The sequence below is a fragment of the Allobosea sp. 2KB_26 genome, from assembly GCF_052115715.1.
GTDB lineage: Bacteria > Pseudomonadota > Alphaproteobacteria > Rhizobiales > Beijerinckiaceae > Allobosea.
In genome coordinates this window covers 832425-850334 of record NZ_JBFRHE010000001.1, presented here as the reverse complement: position 1 = coordinate 850334, position 17910 = coordinate 832425, and the positions used below count along the sequence as shown (strand labels likewise).

General features: G+C 64.4%; 19 protein-coding genes. 10 read left to right on the top strand and 9 right to left on the bottom strand.

The window, feature by feature from the left end; genetic code table 11:
* Positions 1-12: 12 nt before the first annotated feature.
* Positions 13-1644 carry an acyl-CoA synthetase gene (locus AB4099_RS04190; protein ID WP_441477125.1) on the bottom strand — a complete coding sequence of 544 codons (1632 nt, stop codon included), beginning with the start codon at positions 1642-1644 and terminating at the stop codon, positions 13-15.
* Positions 1644-2096 (bottom strand): MaoC/PaaZ C-terminal domain-containing protein, encoded by a 453-nt coding sequence (locus AB4099_RS04185; protein WP_441477124.1) that lies wholly within the window; start codon positions 2094-2096, stop codon positions 1644-1646. Before AB4099_RS04185 ends, AB4099_RS04190 begins: the two co-directional genes overlap by 1 nt.
* Positions 2097-2274: 178 nt before the next feature.
* Between AB4099_RS04185 and AB4099_RS04180 the strand changes: the two genes are divergently transcribed.
* Positions 2275-3156 (top strand): beta-keto acid cleavage family enzyme, encoded by an 882-nt coding sequence (locus AB4099_RS04180; protein WP_441477123.1) that lies wholly within the window; start codon positions 2275-2277, stop codon positions 3154-3156.
* 98 nt (positions 3157-3254) lie between these two features.
* Here the strand turns inward: AB4099_RS04180 and AB4099_RS04175 are convergent, their stop codons facing one another.
* Positions 3255-4925 (bottom strand): arylsulfatase, encoded by a 1671-nt coding sequence (locus AB4099_RS04175; RefSeq protein WP_441477122.1) that lies wholly within the window; start codon positions 4923-4925, stop codon positions 3255-3257.
* Between the two features lie 432 nt (positions 4926-5357).
* On the opposite strand from AB4099_RS04175, the gene AB4099_RS04170 reads away from it, so the two are divergent.
* The 8 genes from AB4099_RS04170 to AB4099_RS04135 all read left to right on the top strand — a co-directional run bounded on the left by AB4099_RS04170 (position 5358) and on the right by AB4099_RS04135 (position 12239).
* Entirely contained in the window at positions 5358-5837 is a 480-nt protein-coding gene (locus tag AB4099_RS04170) for an SRPBCC family protein (RefSeq protein ID WP_441477121.1), read from the top strand.
* 110 nt (positions 5838-5947) lie between these two features.
* Positions 5948-7315, top strand: coding sequence for an ABC1 kinase family protein (locus AB4099_RS04165; protein WP_441477120.1), 1368 nt, complete (start codon positions 5948-5950; stop codon positions 7313-7315).
* A 169-nt stretch (positions 7316-7484) separates the two neighbouring features.
* The gene (locus AB4099_RS04160) at positions 7485-7772 is read left to right on the top strand and encodes an aa3-type cytochrome c oxidase subunit IV (protein WP_113513252.1); all 288 of its coding nucleotides are present in this window, start codon (positions 7485-7487) and stop codon (positions 7770-7772) included.
* Between the two features lie 22 nt (positions 7773-7794).
* A complete protein-coding gene (locus tag AB4099_RS04155) occupies positions 7795-8934 on the top strand; it encodes a Re/Si-specific NAD(P)(+) transhydrogenase subunit alpha (protein ID WP_113513253.1) in 1140 nt (379 codons plus the stop codon).
* Between the two features lie 26 nt (positions 8935-8960).
* Positions 8961-9392 carry an NAD(P) transhydrogenase subunit alpha part 2 gene (locus AB4099_RS04150; protein ID WP_113513255.1) on the top strand — a complete coding sequence of 144 codons (432 nt, stop codon included), beginning with the start codon at positions 8961-8963 and terminating at the stop codon, positions 9390-9392.
* 6 nt (positions 9393-9398) lie between these two features.
* On the top strand, positions 9399-10802 hold the full coding sequence (locus AB4099_RS04145; RefSeq protein WP_113513257.1) for an NAD(P)(+) transhydrogenase (Re/Si-specific) subunit beta: 1404 nt from the start codon (positions 9399-9401) through the stop codon (positions 10800-10802).
* 70 nt (positions 10803-10872) lie between these two features.
* Positions 10873-11352: a GNAT family N-acetyltransferase gene (locus tag AB4099_RS04140; RefSeq protein WP_162768048.1), complete on the top strand. Its 480-nt coding sequence runs from the start codon at positions 10873-10875 to the stop codon at positions 11350-11352.
* A 32-nt stretch (positions 11353-11384) separates the two neighbouring features.
* Positions 11385-12239 (top strand): alpha/beta hydrolase, encoded by an 855-nt coding sequence (locus AB4099_RS04135; RefSeq protein WP_441477119.1) that lies wholly within the window; start codon positions 11385-11387, stop codon positions 12237-12239.
* Positions 12240-12260: 21 nt separating this feature from the next.
* Here the strand turns inward: AB4099_RS04135 and AB4099_RS04130 are convergent, their stop codons facing one another.
* The 5 genes from AB4099_RS04130 to AB4099_RS04110 all read right to left on the bottom strand — a co-directional run bounded on the left by AB4099_RS04130 (position 12261) and on the right by AB4099_RS04110 (position 15708).
* Positions 12261-13106: a tetratricopeptide repeat protein gene (locus tag AB4099_RS04130; RefSeq protein ID WP_441477118.1), complete on the bottom strand. Its 846-nt coding sequence runs from the start codon at positions 13104-13106 to the stop codon at positions 12261-12263.
* 235 nt (positions 13107-13341) lie between these two features.
* A complete protein-coding gene (rpsU, locus tag AB4099_RS04125) occupies positions 13342-13575 on the bottom strand; it encodes a 30S ribosomal protein S21 (protein ID WP_038359685.1) in 234 nt (77 codons plus the stop codon).
* Positions 13576-13784: 209 nt separating this feature from the next.
* A complete protein-coding gene (locus tag AB4099_RS04120; protein ID WP_441477117.1) occupies positions 13785-14885 on the bottom strand; it encodes a 5-(carboxyamino)imidazole ribonucleotide synthase in 1101 nt (366 codons plus the stop codon).
* A complete protein-coding gene (gene purE, locus AB4099_RS04115) occupies positions 14882-15379 on the bottom strand; it encodes a 5-(carboxyamino)imidazole ribonucleotide mutase (protein WP_113513262.1) in 498 nt (165 codons plus the stop codon). The genes AB4099_RS04120 and purE overlap by 4 nt, the downstream gene beginning before the upstream one ends.
* Positions 15380-15489: 110 nt before the next feature.
* A complete protein-coding gene (locus tag AB4099_RS04110; protein WP_043238474.1) occupies positions 15490-15708 on the bottom strand; it encodes a YdcH family protein in 219 nt (72 codons plus the stop codon).
* A 228-nt stretch (positions 15709-15936) separates the two neighbouring features.
* Between AB4099_RS04110 and AB4099_RS04105 the strand changes: the two genes are divergently transcribed.
* On the top strand, positions 15937-16125 hold the full coding sequence (locus tag AB4099_RS04105) for a DUF465 domain-containing protein (RefSeq protein ID WP_113513264.1): 189 nt from the start codon (positions 15937-15939) through the stop codon (positions 16123-16125).
* A gap of 116 nt (positions 16126-16241) precedes the next feature.
* On the opposite strand, the gene AB4099_RS04100 is transcribed toward AB4099_RS04105, so the two are convergent.
* Positions 16242-17870 (bottom strand): acyl-CoA synthetase, encoded by a 1629-nt coding sequence (locus tag AB4099_RS04100; protein WP_441477116.1) that lies wholly within the window; start codon positions 17868-17870, stop codon positions 16242-16244.
* Between the last annotated feature and the right edge of the window lie 40 nt (positions 17871-17910).

Below are 17910 nucleotides of genomic sequence, written 5' to 3'. Positions count from 1 at the left end.
ACCCACTCGTGGCTATTCGCCGCCGCTCTTCCTTGCGATCTCCCGGTCCCGCAGATCCTTGCGCCGGATCTTGCCGGTCGGGGTCATCGGCAATTCCGTCACGAACTCGATCTCGCGCGGATACTGGTAGGCGGCGAGGCGCGATTTGACGAAGTCCTGGATCTCGGCGGCGAGCGCCGCCGAGGTGGGGATCTCCGGTTTGGGCAGGACAAACGCCTTGACCACCTCCGTCCGCAGCGGGTCCGGGCTGCCGACCACCGCGACCATCAGCACGGCGGGGTGGCGGATGATACAGTCCTCGATATCGCCGGGGCCAATGCGATAGGAGCCGCTCGATATGATGTCGTCATCGCGGCCCTGGAACCAGAAGTAGCCGTCTTCGTCGCAGGCGCCGGTATCGCCGGTGACGAGCCAGTCGCCGATGAACTTCGCCGTGGTCGCCTCGGGTTGGCGCCAGTATTCCAGCATCATGACTGGGTCAGGTCGCGCGACCGCAATCAGCCCTTGCTCTCCGGCAGGCAGGACCGCGCCCTCTGGCGAGATCACCGCGACGCGATGGCCGGGAACGGCGCGCCCCATCGAGCCCGGCCTGACCGGTAACAGGCCGGCGCAGTTGGAGACGATGAGATTGGCCTCGGTCTGGCCGTAGAATTCGTTGGCCTCGAAGCCGAAGGTTTCCTTGCTCCAGGCCAGCATATCGGCACCGAGCGTTTCGCCGCCGGTGCCGATCGAGCGCATCGCATAGGCGAAGCGCTCTCTTGGATTGCGAACCTGCCGCATCAGCTTCAGCGCCGTCGGTGGCAGGAAGGCGTTGCGGATGCTGTGGCGCGCCATCAGGGCGAAGGCTGCCTCCGGATCGAATTTGCGGGCACGCGAGGCCAGCACCGGAACGCCGAAATAAAGGCTCGGCAGCAGAACATCGAGCAATCCGCCGGCCCAAGCCCAGTCCGCCGGCGTCCAGAACAGGTCGCCGGCCTGGGGGAAGAATTCCTGTGGCAATTGCACGCCGGGCAGATGGCCGAGCAGCACACGGTGGGCATGCAGCGCGCCCTTGGGCTTTCCCGTGGTGCCGGAGGTGTAGATGATCAGCGCCGGATCGTCCGGCGTGGTGTCGAGCGGCGTGAAACGGTCGGACGCCTTGTTCAACTCGCTCCAGAAATCGAGATGGCCCGCGCCGTCAATCAGGAAGATCCGCCTGAGTTCCGGCAGGCTCCCGCGGATCGCCTCGACCTTGGCGATGTTCTCGCCATCGGTGATCAGCGTGCAGGCGCCGCTATGCTGCAGCCGGTGTTCAAGCGCATCCGGCCCGAACTGGGTGAAGAGCGGCAGGGCGATCGCACCCATCTTGTAGATGGCGAGATGGGCCATCGCCGTTTCCGGGCGTTGCGGCAGCAGAATGCCGATGCGCTCACCCGGTTTAACGCCGTGGGCACGCAGCATATTGGCGAGCCGGTTCGTGCCGAGCTTGAGCGCGTCGAAACTCATCGTGGCGACGCTGTGCCCCTGGTCTTCATAGATCAGCGCCGGCTTGCCGCTGCCGTCCGCGTGGCGGTCGCAGGCTGCGACGCCGATATTGAACCGCTCGGGGATCTGCCAGGCGAACCGGTCAAAGGTCTCGCGAAAGGAGGGGCGCCGTTCCAACATCAATCCTGATCCCCGGTGCGGCGCTTCATCAGCAGCTTGAGATGGCCGGTCTGGATGTGCTCACCACGCTGGTTGTGGACCTCGAGGCGCAGGGTGACGATGCCGCGGTCCAGCTTGCGGCTGGGTGTCTTCTCGACCGCTGTGACGACGGCATGGACGGTGTCGCCGATCTTCACCGGCCCGGTAAACGTCCAGTGCAGATCGAGCAGGCCCATGGTGGTGGCATCGATCAGGTTCTGCTGCGACATCAGGCCGATCGCCATGGCGAGCGTCAGGGGGCCGTGGGCGATGCGCTCGCCGAGGGGCGTGCCTGCGCAATAATCGCTGTCGACATGCAGCGGGTTGAAATCGCCGGAAAGGCCGGCGAACAGCGTGATGTCACCCTCGCCGACGGTGCGCCCGCGGGTCGTGATGCTGCTGTCGAGGTCAAAGTCCTCGAAATGGAGCCCCATCCGTTCCTCCCGGCCTTTGCGCATTCTAGCGTGCTGGCGCGGGCTGCTGGCAAGGCCGAAGCAGGGCTCATTTGCTCACCGCGGTGTTGCACTGATAGCGACACTCGGTTCTCTCTTGCATGGACATCGAAGGGGACGGTCGCTCGGTTCCCGACACCTGGCCTGAGGACGAAACGCCGTGAGCACACCGATCTGGATCGAAGCCGCGATCAACGGTCCCTGGGGCAGGGAGCGCCAGCCCGGCATTCCGATCAGCATCCCCGAGATCGTTGCCGATGGCATCGCGGCGGTCGAGGCGGGGGCAGCCATCGTCCATCTTCATGTCTATGACGTCGTGAGTGGCCGCCAGCGCGACGATTGGGAACTCTATGCGCAGGCGATCGAGGGTATCCGCGCCAAGGTCGACGCGATCGTCTATCCGACCATCCCGATCGTCGGCTCCGGCTATGCTGGCGATATCGTCGGTTCCGGCCGCTACTGGCATCTGGAGGAACTGGCGAAGCGCGGTCTGGCCGAGTGGGGCGTGCTCGATCCCGGATCCTGCAACTGGACGACCTTTGCCGGCATCCCGCAAGGCGAGGCAGGCTTCATCTACCAGAACCCCGGCGAGCATATTCGCGAGGGCATGGAGGTGGCGCAGCGCCACAAGGTCCATCCGAGCTATGCCATCTACGAGCCCGGCTTCACACGCCTGGGGGCTGCGCTGGCCAAGGCCTATCCCGGCATGCCGATGCCGATCTACCGGCTGATGTTCTCGGACGCCTTTGCCTGGGGCTTCCCGCCGAAGGCCTATGCGCTCGAGGCCCATCTTGCGCTGCTTGCCGAGGTTGCGCCGCAGGCACCGGTGATGATCGCGGGGCTAGGCGTCGAACTCGGCAACCTGATCCCGCACGCGGTCGCGCGCGGCGTGCATGTTCGTGCGGGATTGGAAGACGCCCCGTTCGGTGAGAGCCGCAGCAACGCCGCCCTGATCGCGGAGGCGGTCCGGCGTGTCGAGGCGGCGGGCGGACGGGCAGCGAACGCAACCGAGGTCAGGGCCGACCTGAGTGCGCGGGGATGAGAGCTCCACTCGGGAGCTGCCGAGAATGAGCGCTCGGCACAGCAAACGGGCGGTCCGCGCGCGAACCGCCCGTCATGATCGTGCAGGCACGAGCTTCGTTACCTGCTCATCCCGGATTGGGCGGCCTGGATCTTCGCTTTCACGGCATCGAGATTGAAGCTCGCGCCCTTCTGCATCGGCGGGAATTCAATCGCCGTCATCGCCAGCTTCTCGACCTGCTGCTGCACGAACACGAAGCGCCAGAACTCATACTTGAACCACTGAAAATACTCCTGCGAGCCGTACTTCGTGCCGTTGTCCGGCCAACCTGTGCGCTCGAATGGGTCGAGGCGAAGATTGATCAGATAGGGGACGTCCACCTTCGTCTTCTCACCGAGCCAACCAGCGGGCTGGTCGATGAAGCGGTATTTGTAATCGCCGATGCGGACGGCACCGAGCTCGCTTTCCCCGAAGTACCAGATCTCGGTCCGGTTCGACGGGCCTTTGCCGGTGAGCATGTCCATCTGGTTATAGCCGTCCAGATAGACCTTGTAGGTCCGGTCGCCAATCTGCTTACCCTTCTTCAGTTCTTCAGCGATGTTGGGGTTGCCGGCAGCTGCGAGGAATGTGGGAAACCAGTCGAGCCCTGAGATGATACCACTCTCGACCTTGCCCGCCGGCACTTTGCCGGGCCAGCGGATGATCGCCGGTACGCGGAACCCGCCTTCCAAGACCGTTCCCTTGCTCTGAGCGAACGGGGTCTGGCCGCCGTCCGGCCAGGTAAAGACCTCGGTGCCATTGTCGGTGGTGAACACCACGATGGTGTTGTTGTCGACGCCCATGTCCTTGAGCTTCTTCATCACGATGCCGACGTCATCGTCGAGCTGTGCCATGCCCGCCTCGTGGATGGACCAGCCATTCGTCGAGTTCCGCATTGCCTCGTATTTTGGCGACAGATGCGTGACGATGTGCATCCGGGTTGGGTTGAGCCACAGGAAGAACGGCTTGTTGTCCGCCTTGGCCTTGTCGATGAACTTGAGCGCATTGTCGCGGATCTCGTCGTCCACGGTTTCCATGCGCTTCGGGCACAACTCTCCCGCGTCCGTGATCGTCTGCTTGCCGATCTTGCCCCAGCGTGGATCGACGGTCGGGTCGTCGGTGGCGCTCGCGAAAGAGTGGACCATATTGCGCGGGCCGACCTGCGACCTGAGGTTCTGCGGGTAGTTGGGATGGCAGGGGTCTTCCATCGCGTCGAGGTGATAGAGATAGCCGAAGAACTCGTCGAACCCGTGTACCGTCGGCAGGAATTCGTTCTTGTCGCCAAGATGGTTCTTGCCGAACTGGCCGGTGGCGTAGCCCATACCCTTGAGTGCGGTGGCAATCGTGACGGCCTCGGCCGGGAGGCCGGTCGGGGCGCCGGCCTGGCCGACGGTGGTCATGCCAGTGCGGATCGGCAGTTCGCCTGTGATGAAGTTGGCGCGCCCGGCCGTGCAACTCGCTTCGGCGTAGTAATCGGTGAACAGCATGCCTTCCGCGGCAATCTGGTCGAGGTTTGGCGTGCGACCTGCCATCATGCCTCGATGGTAGGCACCGATGTTCCACATGCCGATGTCGTCTCCCATGATGAAGACGATGTTTGGCCGCTGCTGCTGTGCGGGTGGCTGCGCCGGCGCTTGCGCGGCGGCGGGGGCGGTGAGTGCGAGCGATATCAGCGCTGCCGCGCCGAACAGGACGGCGCGGGATCGCGCGCGCCAATCTGGGCCTGATTGGCGGGGGCAGCGTCCATCCATCGGTGTTTCGATTTGACTACGACTAGACGCCATCGGACCCTCCAATACAGGATGAATCTCAGATTGATGCGTGAGAGGGTTCTCGCTGGATGCATCGAGAACCGATTTCGCGGCGCGAAATCATTTTGCTATGCTAATGCGCTAAGTATTCGGTTTCAGATATGCCGGAAGGCTCGAACAGTTTGGGCAACAAATGTTGGATGGGTTTCTCGGGCAACCCTAAATCGGCTTTGGGACAACTGATCACCAACAGCATAATCTCCGGAGGCTCAAATACAAAGCGGAAATGACACTTGCGGCGGGGCTGCCGGTTAGGTCGCATCCATTGGGCCTTTGGTGTTGCGGGTAGCGCCGGGCGTCCGTTGCGGTACGGTGGCCGGCGCGGTTGGGACGATGTCGAGGCGCGCAAGATGAGGCCGGCATGGAGTGGGCATGGCACATCGGGTTGGTGGGACGCGAATAGATACCGCTTCGCGGCTCATCGGGGCGTCGCCGCAAGCGATCTATCGGGTACTGCTTGACCCCAAGGCATTGGCATCCTGGCTCCCGCCACGGGGCATGACTGGCGAGATTCTCTCATTCGAGCGACGGGTAGGCGGACGCTATCGCATGGTCCTGACCTATGAGACATCGCAGCATCCTGGGCCCGGCAAGACCTCGGAGGACACGGACGTCGTTCAAGGGCGTTTTCTGGAATTGGTTCCGGACGAGCGGATCGTACAGTCAGTTGAGTTCGTGTCGGAGGATTCGTCCTTCGCAGGCACGATGACGATGACATGGAGCCTCGCTCCGGTCGGGGGCGGCACAGAGGTCACCATCCGCTGCGAGAATGTACCGGTGGGCATCCAGCAGGAGGATCATGACGTGGGCTTGAGGTCGACGCTGGCGAATCTCGCGGCCTTCCTGGCGTAAGGGGGCGTCGGCACGCTGTGCTGCGGCGACGGGGCAACATGCGGCATTTGTTCTGCCGTGATCGTGCCCTACATCCTGGACGCGACCCTGCAGCCGATCCTGTGAGCGACATGTCCGAACGTGACAACGAAGCCAATCGTTTCTCCGCCCGCGCAGTCCGTTACGCCCGCGTCGGGGCGAATGTCGGCGGGGTCGCAGCGCGCATTGCCGGGACGCGACTGCTCGGACTGGAAGGCCGCAACCTCAGCAATGCCGAGGCGCTGGCCAAGGCGCTGGGCGGGCTGAAGGGGCCGATCATGAAGGTGGCGCAGCTCGTCGCCACCATTCCCGACGTCGTGCCGCCGGAATACGCCGCCGAGCTGCAGAAGCTGCAATCCCAGGCGCCGCCGATGGGGCCGGCCTTCGTCAAGCGCCGGATGATGGCGGAGCTCGGGCCGCAATGGCGCACACGCTTCGCCGAGTTCGACCTGAAGCCTGCGGCGGCAGCGTCGCTCGGCCAGGTGCACCGGGCGACGACGCATGATGGCGTGCCGGTCGCCTGCAAACTGCAGTATCCGGATATGGAATCGGCGGTCGAGGCCGATATCGTCCAGCTCGACATCCTGTTTGCGCTGCATCGGCGCATGGATCCGGTGATCGACACGACCGAGATCGCCAAGGAGATCGGCGCGCGGGTTCGAGAAGAACTCGACTACGTCCGCGAAGCGAAACATATCGCGCTCTACCGCGCGATGCTGGCCGAGACGTCGGACGTGCGCGTGCCGGCGCTGGAAGCCGGGCTGTCGACCCGGCGACTCCTGACCATGCATTGGCTCGAGGGTGACCGAATCCTAGACCACAAGCGGGACGGGCAGGAAGCCCGCGACCGGATCTCGACCGCGATGTTCCACGCCTGGTGGCGCCCCTTCAGCCATCACGGCGTCATTCACGGCGATCCGCATCTCGGAAACTACACGGTGTTCTCGGAGGATGGCGCGCCGCAGGGCATCAACCTGCTCGATTATGGCTGCATCCGGATCTTCCCGCCCTCCTTCGTCGGAGGAGTGGTCGATCTCTACCGCGGCCTCCTGGAGAATGATCAGGCGCGCGTGATCCACGCCTATGAAACCTGGGGCTTCAAGGGGCTGACCAAGGAGCTGGTCGATACCCTCAACATCTGGGCGCGTTTCATCTATGGGCCGTTGCTGGAGGACAGGACCCGGCGCATCGCCGAAGATGTCAGCCCGGCGGAGTATGGCCGCAAGCAGGCCTTCCAGGTGCATCAGGCGCTGAAGAAGCGCGGGCCGGTGACCGTGCCGCGTGAATTCGTCTTCATGGACCGCGCCGCGATCGGCCTTGGCGGCGTCTTCCTGCATCTCGATGCCGGGCTGAATTTCCATCGCCTGTTCGAGCAGGAAATCGAGAATTTCTCGACCGAGCACGTAGCTGCGGTTCAGTCGAAAGCACTCGATCGCGCCGGACTCGCTGCTGCGCATTGACGGGGATGTTCGTCCCGGCATCCCCGCTATTTCCATGGCTTCGAAGAGCGAGCGGTTTCACAGCCTGAAATGCCCTTGAAACAGGCGGCGATGGCGTGTTGACGCGTTGCCAGACCCTTCGCTGGTGCGCTACACGGCAATGAGACCTTTTTATGCGGGAACAGTTTTTATGGCCCACCACGGACACAGCGCAGCCGATACTCCGCAGATGGATTATCAGGAACACGAGCGGACCTATCGCGGCTTCGTCCACATCGCCGAAGTCACCACTGCCGCCTGCCTTGCCATCGTGGCGGCGCTGGCCGTCGGCGGGACCAAGCATGCCTGGGGCACTGCGGTCGTCGGTACGCTCTTGACCCTCGTCGGCACGGGCGTCGGCATTGCCGCTCCCTCGCTGTCCTGGCGTGCGCCGGCGGTCCCGCTGGTTCTGATGTTGCTCGCGCTCCTCCTTATGTAACGCCGGAAAGGCCCCGCCTGCCATGCGCATTGCTGTCCCAGCCGAAACGCAAGGGACGGAAACCCGCGTCGCCGTGACGCCGGAAACCGTCCGCAAGTTCATTGGCCTCGGGGCCGATGTCGCAGTGGAGAAGGGGGCGGGGCTCGCTTCCGGTATTACCGATGCGGACTACCAGGCTGCCGGCGCGACCACCGCCAAGAACGCCAAGGAGGCGCTGAAGGGCGCCGATATCGTTCTCAAGGTGCGCCGCCCGGCCGAGAGCGAACTCGCCGGTCTGCCGCCGGGCGCGCTCGTCATCGGCATCATGGATCCTTACGGCAACGAGGACGCGGTCGCGGGCCTTGCGAAGGCCAATGTCGCTGCTTTCGCCATGGAACTGATGCCGCGCATCACCCGTGCGCAGGCGATGGACGTCCTGTCCTCTCAGGCCAATCTCGCCGGCTATCGGGCCGTGATCGACGGCGCCGCCGAATATGGCCGGGCGCTGCCGATGATGATGACGGCCGCGGGCACGGTTCCGGCGGCAAAGATCTTCATCATGGGCGTCGGCGTCGCCGGCCTGCAGGCGATCGCGACCGCGCGGCGTCTCGGCGCCATCGTCACCGCGACCGACGTGCGCCCAGCCACCAAGGAACAGGTCGAGTCGCTCGGTGCGAAATTCCTCGCCGTCGAGGACGAGGAATTCAAGCAGGCGCAGACCGCCGGCGGTTACGCCAAGGAAATGTCCGCGGAATACCAGGCGAAGCAGGCGGAACTCACCGCCGGCCATATCGCCAAGCAGGACATCGTCATCACCACCGCACTGATCCCGGGCCGTCCGGCGCCAAAGCTGATCACCGCCGCGATGGTCGAAAGCATGAAGCCGGGCTCGGTGATCATCGATCTCGCTGTCGAGCGCGGCGGCAATTGCGAGCTCGCCAAGCCGGGTGAGATCGTGACCACGCTGAATGGCGTCAAGATCGTGGGCCATCTGAACGTGCCGGGGCGTCTGCCTGCGACATCCTCCAGCCTCTACGCCAAGAATCTCTTCGCCTTCGTTGAAACCCTGATCGACAAGGCCGAGAAGAAGCTTGCCGTGAACTGGGACGACGAGCTGGTGAAGGCTACCGCGCTGACCCGGGACGGTGCCGTCGTTCATCCGAATTTCGCGCCGAAGGCCTGAAGCATAGCTAGGGGGAGTGTCCGACCATGGCTAATCCGACACCTGAACAAGCGCTCGAGCAGGCCCGCTCGGCGGCTGCCCTCGCGAAACAGGCTGCAGAACTGGCGGAGCGCTATGCCGATCAGGCGGCGGCCGCAGCGGGTGCCGCTACCGGCGTGGACCCGACGATCTATCGGCTTGCGATCTTCGTGCTCGCGGTCTTCGTCGGCTACTATGTCGTCTGGTCGGTGACGCCGGCGCTGCACACACCGCTGATGTCGGTGACCAACGCGATCTCCTCCGTCATCGTGGTCGGCGCGCTTCTCGCCGTTGGCGTAAATGCGGCGCCTGCTCTGGGCGATGGCCCGATCTGGGCCAAGGTCTTCGGCTTCGTCGCGCTGGTCCTGGCGTCCGTGAACATCTTTGGCGGCTTCCTGGTCACCGAGCGCATGCTCTCGATGTACAAGAAGAAGGGCTGAGCGCACATGGCCGCCAATCTCTCCGCCCTTCTCTACGTCGTCTCCGGCGTCCTGTTCATCATGGCCCTGCGGGGCCTGTCGCATCCGACGACATCGCGTCAGGGCAATCTCTACGGCATGGTGGGCATGGGCATCGCCATCGCCACCACCGTGATCTTCTATCCGCCTTCCGGTTTCTCAGGCTGGTTCCTGGTCATTCTCGGCATCGCCATCGGCGGCGGCATCGGCGCCGTCATGGCCCGGCGCGTGCAAATGACCCAGATGCCGCAGCTCGTCGCCTTCTTCCACTCGCTGGTCGGTCTGGCGGCGGTGCTGGTCGCGGCAGCCGCGCTCTACGCGCCGGAGGCCTTCGGCATCGGGCAGGTCGGCAAGATCAAGGGCGCGAGCCTGTTCGAGATGGCGCTGGGCTGTGCCATCGGCGCGATCACCTTCACGGGGTCGATCATCGCCTTCCTGAAGCTCGACGGGCGCATGAGCGGCAAGCCGATCATGCTGCCGCAGCGCCACGGCATCAATCTCGGCCTGGGCATCGTGCTCGTCGTGCTGCTGCTGGTTTTCCTGAAGAGCGAGAGCCACGTCGTCTTCTGGCTGATCGTGCTCGTCTCCTTCGCGCTCGGCGTGTTGCTGATCGTGCCGATTGGTGGCGCGGACATGCCGGTCGTGGTCTCCATGCTCAACTCCTATTCGGGCTGGGCGGCGGCGGGCATCGGTTTCACGCTCGGCAACATGGCGCTGATCATCACCGGCGCGCTGGTCGGCTCTTCCGGTGCGATCCTGTCCTACATCATGTGCAAGGGCATGAACCGGAGCTTCATCTCGGTCATCCTTGGTGGCTTCGGCGGCGAGACTGCTGGCCCTGCCGGTGGCGCCGCAGAAGCTCGCCCGGTGAAGCAGGGCTCGGCCGACGATGCGGCCTTCATCATGAAGAACGCCGGCAAGGTCATCATCGTGCCGGGCTACGGCATGGCGGTGGCGCAAGCTCAGCATGCGCTTCGCGAGATGGCCGACGCGCTGAAGAAGGAAGGCGTCGAGGTCAAATACGCCATCCACCCGGTCGCAGGCCGCATGCCGGGGCACATGAACGTGCTGCTCGCCGAAGCGAACGTGCCCTATGACGAGGTCTTCGAACTCGAGGACATCAACTCCGAGTTCGGCCAGGCGGATGTGGCCTTCGTCATCGGAGCCAATGACGTCACCAACCCGTCGGCCAAGACCGACCCGCAGTCGCCGATCTACGGCATGCCGATTCTCGATGTCGAAAAGGCCAAGACCGTGCTCTTCATCAAGCGCGGCATGGGCTCGGGATATGCCGGTGTCGAGAACGAGTTGTTCTTCATGCCCAACACTATGATGCTGTTCGGTGACGCCAAGAAGGTCACCGACGAGATCGTCAAGGCCATGGCGCACTGAGCCACAGGGCCCACGGCAAGTTGCAAAGGGCCGGCATCTCGCTGGCCCTTTTCTTTTGGAGTTTCAAACGGTGGGCATCACGATCAGACCGATGGCGGAGGCGGACCGTCCCGCCGTGCTGGCCCTCTTGCAGGAACTGACCGCCCATGAGGCAAGCCTCAGCCCGGCGCGCGGGACCGGGCCGGAGGTGGCTGCTGCCTGCCTGGCAGATGATCGCGAGAAGGCGGACGACACCGGCGGTGCGCTGATGGTCGCCGAGAGCGAGGGCCGCGTCGTCGGCTATCTCGCGCTGCAGCTCGGCCGGACCGGCCCGTTCGTACACGAGCCCCTGCGCGATCACGTCTATATCGAGAACATCGTCGTTGGCGCCGCGGAGCGTGGTACCGGCATCGGCCAGATCCTGCTGGCGGAAGCAGAACGCTTTGCGCGGGCGACAGGGCGCAAGGTCCTCCATCTCGGTGTGCTTGAGGGCAATGATCTCGCCCTCAAGGCTTATCGCCGGGCAGGCTTCGAGACGGCCTCCGTGGACATGATGAAGGTGCTGGACTGAGCGTCGCAGAGCCGTCACGGTGATCGGGGACCATGATCGGCATGAAGCTCATTCGCCGTCTCGCGCTCGCTGGGCTTGCTCTCTATCTGGCCTTTCTGGTGCTGCTTTATGTCGAACAGCGCGCGCTTTTGTACCCGCGCGACCCGGCACGAGCAGACATCGCTGCGGCCAATCTGCCAGGTGTCGAGGAGGCGACGCTTACTGCTGCCGATGGTGAGCGGCTGGTCGCCTGGATAGTGCCGCCGCGCGAGGGCAAACCGGTGTTGCTGTTCTTCCATGGCAATGCCGGCAATTTCGCGAGATCCGCCCGCCAGGCGCGATTCCGTAACCTGACCGAGGACGGGACCGGGCTCTTCGCCGTGAATTATCGCGGCTATGGCGGGTCGAGCGGCGCGCCGTCGGAAGAGGGGCTGCTGCTCGATGCGCGTGCTGCCTATGACGCTGCCGCCTCACGCTTCGGCGCCGATCGGCTGGTTGGCTATGGCGAATCCCTGGGCACTGGTGTCGTGCTCAAGCTCGCAGTGGAGCACCCGCTCAAGGCCGTGATTCTCGAGGCGCCCTATCTGTCGACAGCCGCCGTGGCGCAGCTCGCTTATCCCTTCGCGCCAATCGGCTGGCTGATGAAGGACCAGTTCCGGTCGGCCGCGATCATCGGCCGCGTCACTGCGCCACTGCTGGTCTTGCATGGTGGCCGCGATGCCGTCATTCCCTTCGCGCAGGGGCAGGCGCTCTACGAGATGGCGAACATGCCGAAACGCTTCGTTCGCTTCTCCAGCGGCGGCCACGGGGACCTGCCGGCGCATGGCTCGCTGCCGGAGATCCGGCGCTTCCTGGCCAATCTGACGGACGGTGCCGTTACCGGCCAGGAAAGCCGCGCCGTCGAGTAGCGCGGCTTCCCGGCACTCTGGTCAGCGGAAGAGGCTGCCTCCGCCGAGGCGCGCCTGGCCGGCGCGTGCGGTTGCGTTGTTGCCATCCAGGCTGAGGGCGCGCTGATAGTTCTCGGCCGCTTCGGTCTTCTTGCCGAGCTTCTCGCTGGCAAGCCCGCGACCGGCCCAGGCCTCGGCGTTGCGGTTGTCGACATTGAGCGAAGCGGTGAAATCCTCGATCGCCTGCTCGAACTTCCCAACCGCGATCAGGCTCTGGCCGCGTGCCGTATAGGGCGGGGCGTTGTAGGGATTGCGATCGATGACCGAGTCGAAATCGGTGATCGCGTGCTGGTGCTGACCTTCCTTCTGATAGACCAGACCACGGGCATGGAAGGCTTCTGCCGATTCCGGGTTCAGGCGGATGGCGGTGTTGAGGTCGGCCAGCGCCTGCTGACTGTTGCCCTGTTGGCGCAGCAGGTTGGCGCGCCCGATATAGGCTGGCGCATAGTTCGGACTGGCTGTGGTGGCGCGGTTGAAGTCTGCCATCGCCGCGTCGTTGCGGCCGCTCTGGCGCAGCGCCAGAGCGCGATTGGTGTAGGCCGAGGCCAGGTTCGGGTCGATCTGCACCGCCTTGGTGAAATCGGCGATCGCGTCGGAGTACCGGCCGGCACGGGCATAGGCCGCACCGCGGGTGTTATAGGCCTGCGGATCGTTGGGGTTGCGGTTGATGACTTCGCTGAGCGAGCCGATATTCACGCTCGCATTGGCGGATGATTCCGCATCGATTTCAGCAACTGCGCTCTGTGAGCCCATATTGGAAACGGTGTCGCATCCTGCCAGCGCGACGGCGATGCCGGCTGCAGCCAGCCAGCTCTTGCCTCGAAACATGCTCTGCCTCATCGGTCCCGGTTCTGTGCCTCGACTGCCATGCTCGACCCCGTTGGTCGTCATGACCTGATTGCGCTCCCCAGCCGACAGCGCCCCTTCACGCGAGAACGCCTGCATCCTGCCAAGCTTTGGTTAACGCCGCCGAAAAAGCAACAACGCCCGGAGAGGCTCCAGGCGCTGTTTCGACATGACGCATCCGTGTGAAGCGGCCAATGCAGCCGCCCTCAACAGGAGATCAGGGGCGCTTGGGCTTCACAGGCGCGGGCAGAAGGCCCTCGCGCTGCAGCTTCTTGCGGACCAGCTTGCGGGCGCGGCGGACGGCTTCCGCCTTCTCGCGCGCCTTCTTCTCGGAAGGCTTCTCGTAATGACCGCGGAGCTTCATCTCCCGGAAAATGCCTTCGCGCTGCATCTTCTTCTTGAGGGCGCGAAGAGCCTGATCGACATTGTTGTCGCGAACGAGAACCTGCACGTGATTGTCCGTCTTTAGCGGGTTGGTCAAGATTTCGGGTCCGGCGAAGTTTCTCAACTCGCAGGAAGGGTTGTGCGGATAACAGAATTCAATTCGGCTGTCCACGCCGGAAGAGCCGGAAAACGTGGAGAAATCGCGGGGGTAGAGGCGCCGCGGGATTCGCCCTGACAAGCCGGCGGGGATGAGCGCCGGCTTCCCGAGGAAGCCCGTTATGTGCGGGCCGGCTTCAGCCGTGTGACATGGCCCATCTTGCGGCCGGGGCGGGCATCCCGCTTACCGTAGAGATGCAGATGTGCGCCCGGCTCGGCCAGGATCTCCCGCCAGCGCAGGGCGGCGTCGCCGACAAGGTTTTCCATCTCGACAGTGCCGCGACGGGCGGCCGATCCGAGCGGCAGGCCGCAGACAGCGCGGACATGCTGGTGAAATTGCGAGGTCTCGGCGCCTTCACTGGTCCAGTGCCCGGAATTGTGCACCCGCGGCGCGATCTCGTTAATGATGACGGTTTCGCCCGCGCCCTCGCCAACCACGAACATCTCGACGGCGAAGACGCCGATATAGCCGAGCGCCTCGCCGATCTTGCGCGCCGCCTCGATGGCGCCAGCAGCGGTTCCAGCCGCAACCTGCGCCGGCACATGCGTGAAGGCGAGGATGTGATCGCGATGCTCGTTCTCGCAAAGGTCGAATGCAGCAAAGTCGCCGCCAGTATTGCGGGCTGCGACGACGGAAACCTCCCGACTGAAGCTGACAAAGCCTTCGAGGATGGCGGGAAAATGCCCGATCGCCTCATAGGCTTCGGCCAGATCGGTATCAGCCGCGATCTTCACCTGCCCTTTGCCGTCATAGCCGAAGCGCCGCGTCTTCAGGACGCTGGGCCGGCCGAGTTCAGCGACGGCCCGCTCGAGATCGGCCAGCGAATCGACGGCGCGGAAGGGTGCAACCGCCAGTCCGAGATCGGCGACGAAGCTCTTCTCGCTCAGCCGGTCCTGCGTCAGGGCAAGCGCGCGCGCTCCGGGATGCAGCGGCGTGCGCGCGGCGAGGAAGGCCGCCGTCGCATGCGGCACATTCTCGAACTCATAGGTGACGAGGTCGACCGCGTCGGCAAATCCAGCCAGAGCAGCCTCGTCCTCATAAGCCCCGATCGTGTGGCGGGCGGCGACGTCGAAAGCCGGGCTATCGGCCTCGGGCGCGAAAATATGGGCGCGAATGCCGAGATCGGCGGCAGCGAGCGCAATCATGCGGGCAAGCTGGCCACCGCCGAGGATGCCGAGCATGGCGCCTGGGCCAAGCCCGCGCGGATCGGGCGTGCTCATGCGTCGTCCCTGGGGAATTCGGCTACGGCCTCGCTTTGGCGGCTGCGATAGGCTTCCAGCCGCGCGGCCAGGGGCTCATCGCCCAAAGCGAGCACGGCGGCGGCGAGGAGGCCGGCATTGACCGCCCCGGCGCGGCCGATGGCGAGCGTGCCGACCGGGATGCCCGCCGGCATCTGCACGATCGAGAGCAGGCTGTCTTGGCCGGAGAGGGCCTTGGATTCGACCGGTACTCCGAAGACCGGAAGCGGCGTTAGCGAAGCCGTCATGCCCGGCAGATGTGCGGCCCCGCCGGCGCCCGCGATGATGACCTTGAAGCCCTTCGCCTTGGCTTCCCTGGCGAAGGAGAACATGCGTTCGGGGGTCCGGTGCGCGGACATGATGCGAGCCTCGTGCGCTATGCCGAGCATGTCGAGGACTTCAGCCGCATGGCGCATCGTCGCCCAGTCGGACTGGCTGCCCATGATGATGGCGACAGGAGGGCTGGTATCGGCCATGTGCACTCGCTTCCCATGCGAGGGGAGGAAGCGCGCGACTTAAACTGTGGGTAGCCCGGCAGGCAAGCGCCGATTCGCCGAAATCATTGTTCTGCGTGCTGTTTTCCGCATCAGGCGATGATGTCGGGCGTCAGCGCGTCTTCGATCTGCGTGATGCGGTCCTTGAGATAGAGCTTCCGCTTCTTCAGGCGCTGCACCTGGATCTGATTGATCGCGCCCATGCGCTCCAGCGCGTCGATGGCGCTGTCGAGGTCGCGATGCTCCTCGCGCAGACGAGCCAACTCGGCCGTAAAGGCCTCGATCTCCTCAGGGCTCAGCTCGAATCCCATGAAGCCGTCTCATCATTGCCGCGATCGGGGTCGACTATGCTCAGGCGCGGGCGGCGCGGCAAGAGCGCTGTGTCGCTTCGCGCAGGGACAGCGCGTGCCATTCGCGCCCTGCGGGAAGGAGAGGCCCAGGATCACGGAAACTCATGGTGCAGTGCACTGCTGCCCCGGAGACTTGAAGCCGGCTCTGTGTCAGACTCCCCCCGTCAATCGCTCATCAGGAGAATCCAGATGTCGCTGCAGACCCATCTCGCCGAGCTCGAGCGCAAGCATCGTCAGCTCGAGGAAGCCATCGCCCAAGCCGCGGCGCGCCCTTCCTCCGATACGCTGAGTGTGACCGAGCTGAAGCGAAAGAAGCTGCTGCTGAAGGAAGAGATCGAGCGCGTCAGAATGACGATGCCGCAGCCCACGCTGCACTGAACGGAATAATCGGGTAGACACCGCCCGCCGCATAGGATGGCTTCGATCGGGCCGGCCCCAGGAGGGGCCGGCTTTTTCGTTGAGTGGACATGCAGGCCCGGAAGCCCTGCGCAGCGCTACAGGGCCCTTGCCATCTCGCGCAGCTTGAATTTCTGGATCTTGCCGGTCGAGGTCTTGGGGATCTCGGTGAAGACCACCGTCTTCGGACATTTGAATGAGGCCAGAAGCCCGCGGCAGAAGGCGATGATCTCGGCCTCCGTCACATTCTTCCCAGGCTTGAGCTCGACGAAGGCGCAGGGCGACTCACCCCATTTCTCGTCCGGTTTGGCGACAACCGCCGCCGATTGCACGGAGGGGTGTTTGTACAGCGCGTCCTCGACCTCGATCGAAGAGATGTTTTCGCCGCCCGAGATGATGATGTCCTTCGAGCGGTCCTTGAGCTGGATATAGCCGTCGGCATAGCGCACGCCGAGGTCCCCAGAATGGAACCAGCCACCGGCAAAGGCAGCCTTGGTCGCATTCGGATTCTTGAGGTAGCCTTTCATCACGACATTGCCGCGGAACATCACCTCGCCGAGTGTCTGGCCATCGCGGGGGACCGGCTGCATGGTTTCCGGGTCGAGCACATCGAGGGCTTCCAGGGCCGGGTAGCGCACACCCTGACGCGCCTTCAGCGCGGCCTGGTCCGCAGCTTCCAGAGCATCCCAGTCGCGCTGCCACTCATTCACGACGGAGGGGCCATAGGTTTCGGTCAGTCCATAGAGATGCGTCACCTCGAACCCTGCCTGCTTCATCGCGGCGAGCACGGCTTCGGGCGGCGGGGCGGCCGCGGTGAAGAAGGAGACCTTCTGCGAGAAATGTCGACGCTCCTCCGGCGGGGCGTTGAGCAGCGTCGACATCACGATGGGGGCGCCGCAGAGATGGGTGACGCCATGATCGGCCAGCGCCGCATAGAGCGCCTTGGCGCGGACCTGGCGCAAGCAGACATGGGTGCCGGCGAGGATCGAGATCGACCAGGGAAAACACCAGCCATTGCAATGGAACATCGGCAGCGTCCAAAGATAGACGGGATGCCGGCCCATGCCGCAGGTCACGACGTTCGAGGTTGCGAGCAGATTGGCGCCGCGGTGATGATAGACCACGCCCTTCGGGTCGCCGGTGGTGCCCGATGTGTAGTTCAGCGAGATCGCGTCCCATTCGTCGCCCGGTAGCGTCCAGGCGAAGTCCTGGTCACCGGTCGCGAGGAAATCCTCGTATTCGACGCCGCCAACCCGCTCGCCGCTGCCGTCATAGACCGGGTCGTCATAGTCGATGACCAATGGCTTGACCTTGCAGAGTTCCAGCGCCGCCTTGACCGTGCTCGAGAACTCGCGGTCCACGATCAGCACTTTGGCTTCGCCATGGTCGAGCGAGAACGCGATGATGGCGGCGTCCAGCCGCGTGTTCAGCGTGTTGAGCACACCGCCGGTCATCGGCACGCCGTAGTGACATTCGAGCATGGCTGGCGTGTTCGGCAGCATCGCTGCGACAGTATCGCCCCGGCCGATGCCGTGCTTCGCCAGCGCGGATGCAAGCCTGCGCGAGCGAGCATAGAATTCGGCATAGGTTCGGCGCAGCGGGCCGTGGATGATCGCGATATGGTTGGGGAAGACGGCGGCGGCGCGCTCGAGGAAGGTCAGTGGCGTCAGCGGCTGGAAATTGGCCGGGTTGCGGTCGAGGTCGATGTCATAGGGCGAGGTCTTCATCGGGGCGCCTTCTTCCGTCGCGTCGCCTTCGGATCTAGCC